The organism is Stenotrophomonas sp. AS012628 (assembly GCF_010608305.1).
In the GTDB taxonomy this organism is placed as follows: domain Bacteria; phylum Pseudomonadota; class Gammaproteobacteria; order Xanthomonadales; family Xanthomonadaceae; genus Stenotrophomonas; species Stenotrophomonas geniculata.
The window spans coordinates 1-12431 of the sequence record NZ_VMBJ01000026.1; the positions used below are offsets into that span (position 1 = coordinate 1).

General features: G+C 67.4%; 12 protein-coding genes. 8 read left to right on the forward strand and 4 right to left on the reverse strand.

Features of this window, described 5'->3' with window-relative positions; genetic code table 11:
• Together G5A07_RS12655 and G5A07_RS12660 are read left to right on the forward strand one after the other, a co-directional pair.
• The coding region (locus tag G5A07_RS12655) for a C40 family peptidase (RefSeq protein ID WP_164173645.1) at positions 1–428 on the forward strand (428 nt) is incomplete at its 5' end.
• Positions 429–625: 197 nt separating this feature from the next.
• Positions 626–1333 (forward strand): C40 family peptidase, encoded by a 708-nt coding sequence (locus tag G5A07_RS12660; RefSeq protein WP_134958098.1) that lies wholly within the window; start codon positions 626–628, stop codon positions 1331–1333.
• Between the two features lie 259 nt (positions 1334–1592).
• On the opposite strand, the gene G5A07_RS12665 is transcribed toward G5A07_RS12660, so the two are convergent.
• A complete protein-coding gene (locus G5A07_RS12665) occupies positions 1593–2927 on the reverse strand; it encodes a dicarboxylate/amino acid:cation symporter (protein ID WP_019338617.1) in 1335 nt (444 codons plus the stop codon).
• A gap of 154 nt (positions 2928–3081) precedes the next feature.
• Between G5A07_RS12665 and G5A07_RS12670 the strand changes: the two genes are divergently transcribed.
• The 5 genes from G5A07_RS12670 (at position 3082) to G5A07_RS12690 (ending at position 8328) form a co-directional block, all read left to right on the forward strand.
• Positions 3082–4788 (forward strand): alkaline phosphatase, encoded by a 1707-nt coding sequence (locus tag G5A07_RS12670; RefSeq protein ID WP_171955195.1) that lies wholly within the window; start codon positions 3082–3084, stop codon positions 4786–4788.
• Positions 4785–5330, forward strand: coding sequence for a WG repeat-containing protein (locus G5A07_RS12675; protein ID WP_191863392.1), 546 nt, complete (start codon positions 4785–4787; stop codon positions 5328–5330). The genes G5A07_RS12670 and G5A07_RS12675 overlap by 4 nt, the downstream gene beginning before the upstream one ends.
• Before the next feature lie 546 nt (positions 5331–5876).
• Positions 5877–7163, forward strand: coding sequence for a tRNA lysidine(34) synthetase TilS (gene tilS / locus G5A07_RS12680; protein WP_049482160.1), 1287 nt, complete (start codon positions 5877–5879; stop codon positions 7161–7163).
• Positions 7164–7199: 36 nt separating this feature from the next.
• Positions 7200–7460 (forward strand): exodeoxyribonuclease VII small subunit, encoded by a 261-nt coding sequence (locus tag G5A07_RS12685; RefSeq protein ID WP_005410522.1) that lies wholly within the window; start codon positions 7200–7202, stop codon positions 7458–7460.
• Positions 7450–8328: a farnesyl diphosphate synthase gene (locus G5A07_RS12690; protein WP_019338621.1), complete on the forward strand. Its 879-nt coding sequence runs from the start codon at positions 7450–7452 to the stop codon at positions 8326–8328. Before G5A07_RS12685 ends, G5A07_RS12690 begins: the two co-directional genes overlap by 11 nt.
• Positions 8329–8413: 85 nt before the next feature.
• Here G5A07_RS12690 and G5A07_RS12695 read toward each other — a convergent pair whose 3' ends face one another.
• Together G5A07_RS12695 and pmbA are read right to left on the reverse strand one after the other, a co-directional pair.
• Positions 8414–8785: a DUF4870 domain-containing protein gene (locus G5A07_RS12695; RefSeq protein WP_134958095.1), complete on the reverse strand. Its 372-nt coding sequence runs from the start codon at positions 8783–8785 to the stop codon at positions 8414–8416.
• Positions 8786–8872: 87 nt separating this feature from the next.
• Complete coding sequence (gene pmbA, locus G5A07_RS12700; RefSeq protein WP_049482167.1) at positions 8873–10240, reverse strand: metalloprotease PmbA; 1368 nt, start codon at positions 10238–10240, stop codon at positions 8873–8875.
• A gap of 68 nt (positions 10241–10308) precedes the next feature.
• Here pmbA and yjgA point away from each other — a divergent pair, with 68 nt between their 5' ends.
• Positions 10309–10896 (forward strand): ribosome biogenesis factor YjgA, encoded by a 588-nt coding sequence (gene yjgA, locus G5A07_RS12705; protein WP_010482967.1) that lies wholly within the window; start codon positions 10309–10311, stop codon positions 10894–10896.
• 41 nt (positions 10897–10937) lie between these two features.
• Here the strand turns inward: yjgA and tldD are convergent, their stop codons facing one another.
• Positions 10938–12383, reverse strand: a complete 1446-nt coding sequence (tldD, locus tag G5A07_RS12710) for a metalloprotease TldD (protein WP_010482965.1) — start codon at positions 12381–12383, stop codon at positions 10938–10940.
• Positions 12384–12431: the final 48 nt, after the last annotated feature.

Below are 12431 nucleotides of genomic sequence, written 5' to 3' on the forward strand. Positions count from 1 at the left end.
CGCCCCCCCCGCCGACGGCGAACTGGCCCAAGACCGTGCCGGACAACCCCGAGGCGGCCAACTCGGTACTGATGCGTGCCATCAGCCTGGTCGGCACGCCCTACCGCTACGGCGGCAACACCCCGGATTCCGGCTTCGACTGCAGCGGTCTGGTCGCCTATGTCTATCGCGAGATGCTGGACCTGAAACTGCCGCGCACCTCGCGCGACCTGGCGGCGGTACAGGGCCCGAAGATCGATCCGCAGCGCCTGGCCACCGGAGACCTGGTGTTCTTCGGCAGCCGCGGCAGCGTCACCCATGTCGGTATTTATGTGGGTGAAGGGCGCTTCGTGCACGCGCCGAGCACCGGCGGCACGGTACGCCTCGACTCGCTCAGCGGTCCCTACTGGAAGGACCACTACACAGGGGCGAAACGCGTCCTTCGCTAAAATGAACAGGCAATATATTCAAAACTGTGACGCCCATCACCACGAAGCTAACGGTTTACTAACGGAATTTTTAACTTATTGCCGCTTTTACAGGGCATGATGCCCCATCGTTTTTTTCCTGTGACCGACGCGTGACGACTGACGACCTGAAAAGCGAAGGCCAGACTTCCGTATCTTCACGTAGTGCCCGCCCGCTGTTGCTTGGCCTGGCACTGTGTCTGACCAGCCTTCCGGCCTGGTCGCAGACTGCTCCGAATCGTTCCGATGTGACCCCGGCCCCGGTGGCCGAGAGCACCGCCCGACCGGCCACCAAGGCCGAGGCCGCTGCTCCGCAGCGCAGCCGCGTCGATGCCGCCGCCAGTGCCACGCTGGCCGCCCTGCTGCCGCACCTGGCCGCCAATGACACCATTCCGCTGATGGACCGCTCGGCCGTGGTGGCCGGCGATCTCAGCCGCCTGCTCGCCAACTACGACACCAGCAGCGCCGCCAATGGCAGCGTTGTCGGCACCGCCGCCGATAATGGCAAGGTGCAGTCGCTGCTGCGCCGAGCGATGACCCTGCTAGGCACCCCGTACCGTTGGGGTGGCAGCAACCCGGACAGCGGCTTCGACTGCAGCGGCCTGGTCGGCTACGTGTTCCGCTCGGCGCTGGGCATCGAGCTGCCGCGCGTCTCGCGCGAGATGGCCCACGATGACAACGCCGAGCTGATCAACGACCGCACTGCGCTCGCCGCCGGTGACCTGGTGTTCTTCGGCCGCAAGGGCCGCGTCGACCACGTCGGCATCTATGTCGGTGATGGCCGCTTCCTGCACGCACCGAGCTCGGGCAAGGACGTCCGCGTGGACACCCTGCTCAGTGGTTACTGGGGCAACAAGTTCATGCAGGCCCGCCGGGTCGATCTCTGACCCGCTGGCGCTACGGCGCCGCCTGAAAGACAAAAAGCCGCTGCCCCGCAGCGGCTTTTTTGTTTGCGCCCCCGGTAGGTGCCGACCTTGGTCGGCATCGCGCCGCCTGCCCTGGTGGGTGCCGACCGTTTGTCGGCACTGCCTCCATCCACGCATGGCGTGGATCTACCAGGACCCGCCTTGGCCGCCACCGCGCCAACCAGCTCCCAAACAAAAGGCCCGCCGGGTCAGGGCGGGCCTTTTACATCTCCACGCAACCTCAGGCGCGTGGCGGTGTCGGGTCCGGATCGTCCACCCCGACATTGCTGGACGGATTGTCATACACCGCCTGATCGAGCAGCCCGGTCTCCTTGGCCACGATCACCGGCACCAGCATCTGGCCCGTCACGTTCGTCATCGTGCGCATCATGTCCAGGATGCGGTCGATGGCATACAGGTAGCCGATGGTCTCCAGCGGCAGGTTGGCCGCGCTCAGCACCACCGTGGCCATGATCACCGCGGTACCCGGCACGCCGGCGGTACCGAAGCTGCCCAGCACCGAGGCGATCAGCACCACCACATACTGTTCCGGGGTCAGCGGCACACCGCTGTACTGCGAGATGAACACCGCGCACAGCGCCGGGTAGATCGCGCCGCAGCCATCCATCTTGATGCTGGCGCCCAGCGGCACCGCGAACGAACCGTAGTCCTTGTTCACACCCAGGTTGTGGGTGATCGAACGCAGCGCCACCGGCATCGCGGCGAAGCTGGACGAGCTGACAAACGCCACCTGCATGCCCGGCGCGGCGCCACGGAAGAACTTCAGTGGGTTCAGGCCGTGCGCCAGCAGCAGCGCGCTGTAGACCACCACGATGTGCAGGGCGCAGGCCACGTACAGGGCCAGCACGAAATGCCCCAGCGGCAGCAGCTTCTCGAAGCCGTAGCTGCCGACCAGGCCAGCGATCAGGCCGAAGGTGCCGATCGGGGTGACTTCCAGCACGAAGCGGGTCACTTGGATCATGATGTCGCTCATCTGGCCGACCAGCTTGCGCGCCTCGGTCACCTTCTCGCCCAGCTTGACGATGGCGAAACCGACCAGACCCGCAAAGAAGATCACCGGCAGGATCGAGCCACGGCCCGCGGCCAGCACGGTTTCGCCGGCGGCATTGACCTTGGTGCCGATGCCGGACAGCGCGTAGAAGACATTGGCCGGCACCACATCCAGCAGCACCTGCACCACGCTGGGCACTTCACGCGGCACGTAGTTGCTGGCCATCGTCAGCTGCAGGCCACCGGCGCCGGGCTGCAGCACGGTGCCCACGCCCAGGCCGACGCACACCGCCAGCGCAGCGGTGATCACGAACCACAGGAAGGTGCGGCCACTGAGCGCGGCGACCGATTTCTGGCCGTGCAGCGACGAGATCGCGTTGATGACCGCGAAGAACACCAGCGGCACCGCGATCATCTTGATCAGGGTGACGTACAGCTCGCCGAGCGGGCCGAACCACGTTTCCGCGGCCGGGCCGAGCGCCCAGCCGGCCAGCGCGCCGAGCACGAAGCCACCGACCACGCGCTGCCAGAATGGAATCCGCAGCCAGGCAGAGACCAGCTTCATAGGCAATCCAGAGGGGAAGGAAGGGATATTGGCACGATAGCCCAAGGCGGCCCGCAGAACGACCGCCCGGCCGGCAAATCAGTGTGTCATCGGCGTGCCTTGCGAGGGCGGGCATAATGAACGTCCCGTTACAGTTTGTGAGATCCCAGCGTCCATGCGCCGTTCCGTCTCCCTGTTGGCCGCCTGCGCCACCACCCTGCTGCTGGGCGCCTGCGCCAGCACCGCCCCCGCGTCCGCTCCGGCCGGCCTGAAGGTCGCCGTCGATCCTGTTACCCACCCGGCCGGCGAGACGCCGCAGTGGTGGTACCGCAGCGGCGCGGCCCAGGCTGCAGCGAACGGTGCGATGTCCGGCAAGGCCAAGAACGTCATCCTGTTCCTCGGTGACGGCATGAGCCTGACCACGGTGGCCGCCTCGCGCATCTACGAGGGCCAGCAGAAGGGTGGCTCGGGCGAAGAGAACCTGCTGTCCTGGGAACGCTTCCCGGCCACGGCGTTCAGCAAGACCTACAACACCGATTCGCAGACCCCAGATTCGGCCGGCACCATGACCGCCATCACCACCGGCGTGAAGACCCACATGGGCGCGATCGGCGTCAGCGCCGGCAGCCGCACCGACTGCGCCGACAGCCTGTCCAAGGGCCTGCTGACCTGGCTGCAGCTGGCCGACAGCGCCGGCCTGGCCACGGGCGTGGTGTCCACCGCACGCCTGACCCATGCCACCCCGGCCGCCACCTATGCACATTCACCCGAGCGCAACTGGGAAAACGACACCGACCTGACTGAAGCGGCCAAGGCGGCAGGCTGCAAGGACATCGCCCAGCAGCTGCTGTCGACCTCGCGCTATGGCCGCGGCCCGCTGGTCGCCCTCGGCGGTGGCCGCGGAGAATTCACCACCGTGGAAGAGCGCGATCCGGAGTACGACGACAAGGTCGGCCAGCGCCTGGATGGCCGCAGCCTGGTGCAGGAATGGCAACAGGCCCATCCGCAGGGCGCCTACGTCTGGAACAGCAAGCAGCTGGCCGCCGCCGCCAATGCGCCGGCCATCCTTGGCCTGTTCGAGCCGGACCACATGCGCTACGAGTACGAGCGACCGCAGGATCCGGGCGGTGAGCCGAGCCTGGCCGAACTGACGGCTGCGGCGATCAGGAATCTGTCGAAGCACCAGGAAGGCTACGTGCTGATGATCGAAGGCGCGCGCATCGACCACGCCAACCACAGCGGCAACGCCTACCGTGCACTGACCGAGACCGTGGCCCTGTCCGATGCAGTGCGCGTGGCCAACGAACTGACCTCGGCCGACGACACCCTGATCATCGTCACCGCCGACCACTCGCACACGCTGAACTTCGTCGGCTACCCGGCACGCGGCAATCCAATCCTGGGCAAGGTGAAGGACAAGGGTGGCGAAGATGGCGCCGGCAAGCTGGACTACGCGCTGGACGGCACCGGCCAGCCGTACACCACGTTGAGCTACGCCAATGGCCCGGGCCATACCGGCAGCAGCAACCAGCAGCCGGCCGGCCCGAAGCGCTACCCGCACAACCCGAGCAGCTTCGAACCGGCCAACGGCCGCCCGAACCTGCGCGAGGTCGACACCGAGCATCCGGACTACATGCAGGAAGCACTGGTGCCGATGAAGTCCGAGTCGCACGGCGGCGAAGACGTCGGCATCTGGGCACGTGGCCCGGGCAGCAAGGCGATCCGCGGCACGCTGGAACAGAACGCGATCTACCACATGATCGTGCAGGCCACCCCGGCCCTGCGCGAGCGCCTGTGCCAGGCCGGCACCTGCGATGACAAGGGCGTGCCGGTGCAGCTGCCGGCGCCGACGGCCTTCGAACGCAAGGCCGAGGCCAAGTGATCGCACTGCAGGCCCGCCCTGCGCCTGCCAGCGGCCGCTTCGCGCGGTCGCTGGCCCTGCTCGGCGTGCTGGCCAGTGCCAACGCGCTGGCGCAGGCACCGGCGTGCAAGCTGCTGACCGACGAACACGGGTTGTGGCCGCTGCCCAACTGCGAAGTGGTCGACCACCGGCCGAAGATCCAGCCGGACACCCTGAAAGACCTGAACTTTGATGACCACGGCCTGGCCGTGGTGTATGCCGACCAGGGTTTCCACTACGTCGACCGCAAGGGCCGCAGCCTGCCGGTGCTGACCTGGGACAACGGCCCGGAGATGCCGGAAGAAGGCCTGCTGCGCGGCCGCGTCGGTAATCGCGTGGGCTACTTCGATCTGACATTCCGCCAGGTGGTGCCCGGCACCTTCGATTTCGCCTGGCCGTTCCGCGACGGCGTGGCCGAGGTCTGCAACGGCTGCCGTCGCGGCACGCCGGATGCCGATGGCCACACGCCGGTGGAAGGCGGAGAGTGGTTCCGGATCGACCGCTCGGGTCGTCGGGTGAAGTAGGTTTTCGGCAGGGCTGCGCCCTGCACCTGCAGACGCAACGGCAACGGCAACGGCCGAAGCAACAGCAACAGCGTGCATTCCGTGGGATGGCGGGGCACTGTGGGTTTGCGGGGACGGCGCAAGTACGTCCATGTAGCCTTGGTCGCCGCATCCATGCGGCTCACACCCCGCAAACCCACAGTGCCCCGCCTTCGACAGTTGTCCGGTGGCCAGTAGATCCACGCCATGCGTGGATCAGATCTGTCAGATATCGAATTGAATCCGGGGTCAGATCCGTTTTCCGCAGGAAAACGGATCTGACTCAAGAGCAATTCCGACAGTTCGCAGGAAACTGTCGAAGGCGGGGTGGGTCCGGTTGCGGGAGTGTCCGCGGCATGGATGCCGCGGCCAAGCCCCCATGGATGGGTTTACGGCGTCTCCCGCAACCGGGCCCACCCCGCCATCCTTCAGGAACCCAGCTTCTGCTGTTGCTGTTGCTGTTGCTGTTGCTCTGGATCGTAGCGGGTGCAGGGCGCAGCCCTGCCGAGCAACCCTATACTTGCCGCCGTGACTGCCTTCCCTGCCCTCGTTCCGCTGGATGCGCCGCTGCTGGTGGGCTACAGCGGTGGTGTCGACTCCACCGTGCTGCTGCACTGGCTGTGGCGCTGCGCCCAGGCTTCCGGCACGGCGCTGCGTGCGGTGCACGTACACCACGGCCTGCAACCAGCAGCCGACGACTGGGTACGGCATTGCCAGCAGCAGTGCGCGGCACTGGGCGTCGAGCTGGCCGTGCGCCACGTACAGATCGACAGAACCACAGGCCTGGGCCTCGAAGGCGCAGCGCGCGAAGCACGACGTGCAGCGTTCACTGCTGAACTGCGCGAAGGCGAAACACTGGCGCTGGCACAGCACCAGGACGATCAGGCCGAGACCTTCCTGCTGCGCGCGCTGCGCGGCTCCGGTGTCGATGGCCTTGCCGCGATGGCCGATGACAGTCAGCTCGGTACGCACCGCCTGTGGCGTCCCTTGCTGCATGCACCGCGCACCGCACTGCTCGACTATGCCCGGCAACACGCGCTGCGTTGGATCGAGGATCCCAGCAACGCCGAAGACCACGCCGATCGCAACTTCCTGCGCCTGCAGGTACTTCCACTGTTGCGCCAGCGCTGGCCGCACGCCGCCGCCGCGTTGGCCGGCAGCGTCCTGCATTGCCGGCAGACCCGCGAACTGCTGGATGAAGAAGACGCCGAGCTGATCACACACCTGGAAGTCGCTCCACGCGTGCTGTCGCTGCAGTTGCTGCGTCAGGTGTCACCGGGACGCGCCGCGCGCGTGCTGCGCGCCTGGGTGATCGGCCATGGTGCCGCCCCACTGCCGGCCACGGTGCTGCAGCAAGGCCTGGACGAACTGCTGCCGGCCGGCAATGATCGCCAGGCGCGGGTGCGCTGGCACGATCATGCCATCCAGCAATGGCGCGAGCATGCCTATCTGCTACCCGCGCAGCTGCCATCGCTGCCCCGCGCGTGGCAGGCCGAATGGGATGGGCATGCCCCCCTGGCGCTGCCCGATGGCGGCCAGCTGCGGCTGCAGGGCGGCGCCGCCTTCGAGCGCCCGCTGCAGGTCCGTGCACGCGTGGGCGGTGAGCGCATCCTGCTGCCAGGTCGCCAGCATTCGCACGCATTGAAGGACTGCCTGCAACGCGAACATCTCGCCCCCTGGCGACGCGCGCAGCTGCCGCTGATCTTTGATGGCCCGCAGTTGCTGGCCGCCGCCGACGTGGTCATCTCCGCGCCACTGCAGGCCTGGTTGCAGGCCCACCAGGCACAGCTGCAGTGGCGTCCCGGCGGCTGGTGAATTGACCCCCGCGCGCGGCCCGTCCACACTTGCCACATGGCCAAGAAGTCCCCCGAAAACGCCTCCCCGGTCGCCCAGTTCGAGCAGTCGCTCGAATCGCTGGAACAGCTGGTGGAGCAGATGGAAACCGGCGAGCTGAGCCTGGAAGCCTCGCTCAGTGCTTACGAACGTGGCGTCGGTCTGTATCGCCAGTGCCAGCAGGCGCTGGAGCAGGCCGAACTGCGCGTGCGCCTGCTCAGCGATCCGGCGCAGCCGGAAGCATCCGAGCCCTTCGATCCGCCCAGCCATGACGGCTGAGGTTCTGTTCGCGCGCTGGCGCGACCGTATCGAAAGCCAGCTCGACGCTGCCCTGCCCTCGCCTGCCGAAGCACCGCAGCGCCTGCACCAGGCCATGCGCTATTCGGTGCTGGGCGGTGGCAAGCGCATGCGCCCGCTGCTGGTCTACGCCAGTGGCCACCTGTTCGGTGCACAGCTGGAAAGCCTGGATGCGGCGGCTATGTCCGTCGAACTCATCCACGCCTACTCGCTGGTGCATGACGACCTGCCGGCGATGGATGACGACGCGCTGCGCCGTGGCAAGCCGACCACCCACATCGCCTTCGACGAAGCTACCGCGATCCTCGCCGGCGACGCGCTGCAGACCCGTGCCTTCGGCCTGCTGGCCGATGCACCGCTGCCGGCCACGCTGCGCGTGGCCTGCCTGCAGACCCTGGCCCACGCCTCCGGCGCGTCCGGCATGTGCGGCGGCCAGGCCCTGGATATCGATGCCACCGGCCAGCAGCAGACGCTGGCGGCATTGACCCGCATGCATGCGCTGAAGACCGGCGCCCTGATCCGCGCGGCAGTGCGCATGGGCGCGCTGTGTGGCCAGGCCCACGAACCGCAGCTGGCCCAGCTGGACAGCTTCGCCGATGCACTCGGCCTGGCCTTCCAGGTACGCGACGACATCCTCGATGTCGAGGCCAGTTCCGAGCAGCTGGGCAAGACCGCCGGCAAGGACCAGGCGCAGGACAAGAGCACCTTCCCCGCCCTGCTTGGCATGGACGGCGCAAAGGCCCAGCTGCACGAACTCGCTGCACGCATGCAGTCGATCCTGGCCGGGTATGGCGAGGAAGCCGATGCGCTGCGTGCGCTGGCGACGCTGGCGGTCGAACGCGATCATTGATCGCTCGCCGGGCACCGCCCGTCGCTCCCCACACATGAAAACGCCCGGCAATGCCGGGCGTTTTCAGTTCCGCATGCAGCCGGTATTACTTGATCAGGCGCAGCGCGAACGGGTAGCGATAGGCTTCGCCGTTGTTGGCCTTGACCGCTGCGATGATGCTGAACACCAGGCTGATGATGCCGACGATCGGGGCCAGGAAGACGCCGATGATCACGATGGTCAGGATCATGCTGATGACCATGGCGATGGTCACGGTGATCTGGAAGTTCAGGGCTTCCTTGGCCTGGTCGATCACGAAGGCCTTGCCAGCATCGTCCTTGTTGATCAGCCAGATGATCAGTGCGCCGATGAAGCCGGTGAAGATGCCCAGCAGATGGGCAGCCAGGGCCATGGTGCGCTGGTCGGCCGGCACGTCGGTGGTGGCCGGCGGCGGCGGGACGTTATCGAATTCGCTCACGACAAAACTCCTTTTCATTGGGTGGTCTTGACCCACCAGCACCAAGCTGGTTGCGTCAGGCGGGCATAGCTTACGCCATCGACGCCATCAATCATTACCGGCGATGGTCATCCGCCCCAGCAGGATCGAACCGGTCCGGATGTGCGAGCGCGGGTCGACGTCGCTGCCGACCGCTTCGATGCTGCTGAACATCTCGCGCAGGTTGCCGGCGATGGTGATGCCATCCACCGGGTACTGGATCTCGCCATTCTCGACGCGGAAGCCGCCGGCACCGCGCGAGTAGTCGCCGGTCACCCCGTTCACGCCCTGCCCCATCAGCTCGGTCACCAGCAGGCCATCGCCCATCTGGCGGGCGATTTCATGCAGGGAGCCCGCGTTGGCGGCCAGTTGCAGGTTGTGCACGCCACCGGCATTGGCGGTGGTCTGCAGGCCCAGCTTGCGCGCCGAGTAGCTGCCCAGCACATAGCGCTGCAGCACGCCGTCACGGACCAGGGCCGAAGCACGGGTGGCCACGCCGTCACCGTCGAAGGCGGCCGAGCGCAGGCCACGGCGCAGGTGGGGCAGTTCCTCGATCTGCATCCAGTCCGGGAACAGCTGCTGGCCAACACTGTCCAGCAGGAAGCTGGCCTGGCGGTACAGGGCACCGCCGGACACCGCCGACAGCAGGTGACCGACCAGGCTGCGCGCGACTTCCGGGGCGAACAGCACCGGCATGCTGCCGGTGGCCATCGAGCGAGGCTGCAGGCGGGCGACGGTACGCTCGGCGGCACGACGACCGACCAGGCCTACCTCCTCCAGGTCCTCGCGGGCCAGCGCGCTGGTGTACCAGCCATCGCGCTGCATGCCATCGCCCTGGCCGGCGATCAGCGCACAGCCCACCGAATGATGGGTGCCACGCTCACGGCCGAAAAAGCCATGCGAATTGGCGTACACCGACAGGCTCTGCATGCTCGACACCGAGGCGCCGTCGGAGTTGCGGATCTGCGCATCGGCCTCACGACCTGCGTTCTCGCAGGCCAGGGCCAGGTCCACCGCCTCGTCGGCCTGCAGTGCCCACGGGTGCCAGGCATCCAGATCCGGGAAATCGGTGGCCATCAGCGCGGCATCGGCCAGGCCGGCAGCCGGGTCATCTTCGGTATGCCGGGCGATCGCACAGGCCTGCTCGACCGTGGCGGTGAGGCTGGCCTCGTTCAGGTCGCCGGTGCTGGCGCTGCCCTTGCGTTGGCCGAAATAGACGGTGACGGCGATACCTCGGTCGCGGGTGGACTGCACGGTCTCAACCTCGCCAAGGCGGACATTGACCTCCAGGCCACGGTCCTCGCTGCAGCTGACCTCGGCCTGGCTGGCGCCCAGCGCCCGGGCACGGTCGAGCAGCTGCTGGGAAAGGTCGGCCAGCCGTTCCAGCCGGGCCGGGCTGTCGTCGCCGACAGCGACTTCAGGGGCGATCACGTTCAATGCTTTATCCTGTACGGGTTGGGCCCGGCATCACGCCGGGCGACTTTTTTTGAGATCAGGTAGGAACGATGCGCGGACGCGACGAAGAAACCGGTGAATTCCACGACAAGAGCCGCAGCCAGAACCGGCGCGATGCGCTCGACGTCCTGGCCCTGGGCGAGAAGCTGGTGTCGTTGACCCCGGCCCAGCTGGCGCGCCTGCCGATTCCGGAAGACCTGCTGCCGCATATCGCCGAGTGCAAGCGCATCACCGCCCACATCGCCCACAAGCGCCAGCTGGCGTTCCTGGCCAAGCACATGCGCCGCGAAGAAGACGCCACGCTGGATGCGATCCGCGATGCGCTGGACGCCAACAGCGAAACCGGCCGCCGCGAAGTGGCGATGATGCACCGCGCGGAAGACTGGCGCGAGCGCCTGCTGGCCGAGGGTGACAAGGCACTGGCGGCACTGCTGGACGACTACCCGCAGGCCGACCGCCAGCAGCTGCGCACGCTGGTGCGCAATGCCCAGGCCGAGAAGGCGAAGAACAAGCCGCCGCGCGCCTACCGCGAAATTTTCCAGGTGCTGCGCGCCCTGATGCTGCCGGCCGCGTTGGGCCTGAAGGCCAGCGCCGAAGACGCCGACCCCATTGAAACCGACGAAGCCGACGAGGACTGAGTCCTCGCCGGCAGGGGCGGTGGCACTGGCCATCGCCCGGCTCAGGCCTGGGTACCGCCGACGGTGATGCCCTCGATCAGCAACGAGGGCTGGCCGACACCCACCGGCACGCTCTGCCCGTCCTTGCCGCAGATGCCCACGCCCTCGTCCAGGGCCAGGTCGTTGCCGACCATGCGCACCTTCTGCATGGTTTCCGGACCGTTGCCGATCAGGGTCGCGCCCTTCACCGGCGTGGTGATGCGGCCATCCTCGATCAGGTAGGCCTCGGTGGCCGAGAACACGTACTTGCCACTGGTGATGTCGACCTGGCCGCCGCCGAAGTTGACCGCGTACAGGCCCTTCTTCACCGAACGGATCATCTCCTGCGGGTCATGCTGGCCGGCGCGCATGTAGGTGTTGGTCATGCGCGGCATGGTCATGTGCGCGAACGATTCGCGGCGACCATTGCCGGTCGGCGCCACGCCCATCAGGCGCGCGTTGAGGCTGTCCTGCATGTAGCCGACCAGGATGCCGTCCTCGATCAGCGTGGTGCACTGGCTGGGATGACCCTCGTCGTCGATGTTCAACGAACCACGGCGTCCATCCAGCGTGCCGTCATCGACGATCGTCACGCCCGGGGCGGCAACGCGCTCGCCGATGCGCCCCGCGTAGACGCTGGTGCCCTTGCGGTTGAAGTCGCCCTCCAGGCCATGGCCGACCGCTTCATGCAGCAGCACACCGGGCCAGCCCGGGCCCAGCACCACCGGCATCACGCCGGCCGGTGCCGGTACCGCTTCAAGATTCACCAGCGCCTGGCGCAGCGCCTCTCGGGCGAAGGCTTCCGGGCGGCCGTCGGCGAACAGCTCCTCATAGCCATAGCGACCACCGCCACCGGCATAGCCGGACTCGCGACGGCCGTTGTGCTCGACGATCACCTGCACGTTCAGGCGCACCAGCGGGCGCACGTCGGCGCCCAGCACGCCGTCGCTGCGGGCGATCAGCACCGTATCGACGCCGCCGGACAGGCTGACCATCACCTGCTTCACGCGCGGGTCGGCAGCACGCAGGTAGCCGTCCAGGCGCTTGAGCACCTCGACCTTGGCCTCGTTGCCGACGCCATCAATCGGGTCCAGCGCCGGGTACAGCGCGCGCGCGTTGCCGCGCAGCAGCGAGCGCCCGGTCTGGGCACCACCTTCACGCGAGATCGCGCGCGCCGACTGCGCCGCCACCCGCAGCGCATCGGCATGGATGTCGTCGGAGTAGGCGAAACCGGTCTTCTCGCCGGAAATCGCCCGCACGCCCACGCCCTGCTCGATGGAATGCGCGCCGTCCTTGACGATGCCGTCTTCCACGCTCCAGCTCTCGCGGCGGGCGTGCTGGAAGTAAAGGTCACCAAAGTCCACACCGGGGCCGAGCAGCTGCCCGAAGGTGTGCTCCAGGCCAGCGGTATCCAGGCCACCAGGGCGCAGCAGGCGGTCTTGGGCAAGCGTCAGGGCGATATCAGTCATGGTTCTCGATCTGGGGATGCGGGGGCGCTCAGGCAAGCCCCGTGAACA

What these genes read in the sequence shown, in the direction of transcription:
- yjgA (WP_010482967.1), top strand. Translation starts at nt 10,309, where the DNA reads ATGCGCGGACGCGACGAAGAAACCGGTGAATTCCACGACAAGAGCCGC.
- G5A07_RS12690 (WP_019338621.1), top strand. Translation starts at nt 7,450, where the DNA reads ATGACGGCTGAGGTTCTGTTCGCGCGCTGGCGCGACCGTATCGAAAGC.
- G5A07_RS12685 (WP_005410522.1), top strand. Translation starts at nt 7,200, where the DNA reads ATGGCCAAGAAGTCCCCCGAAAACGCCTCCCCGGTCGCCCAGTTCGAG.
- G5A07_RS12670 (WP_171955195.1), top strand. Translation starts at nt 3,082, where the DNA reads ATGCGCCGTTCCGTCTCCCTGTTGGCCGCCTGCGCCACCACCCTGCTG.
- G5A07_RS12665 (WP_019338617.1), bottom strand. Translation starts at nt 2,927, where the DNA reads ATGAAGCTGGTCTCTGCCTGGCTGCGGATTCCATTCTGGCAGCGCGTG.
- tldD (WP_010482965.1), bottom strand. Translation starts at nt 12,383, where the DNA reads ATGACTGATATCGCCCTGACGCTTGCCCAAGACCGCCTGCTGCGCCCT.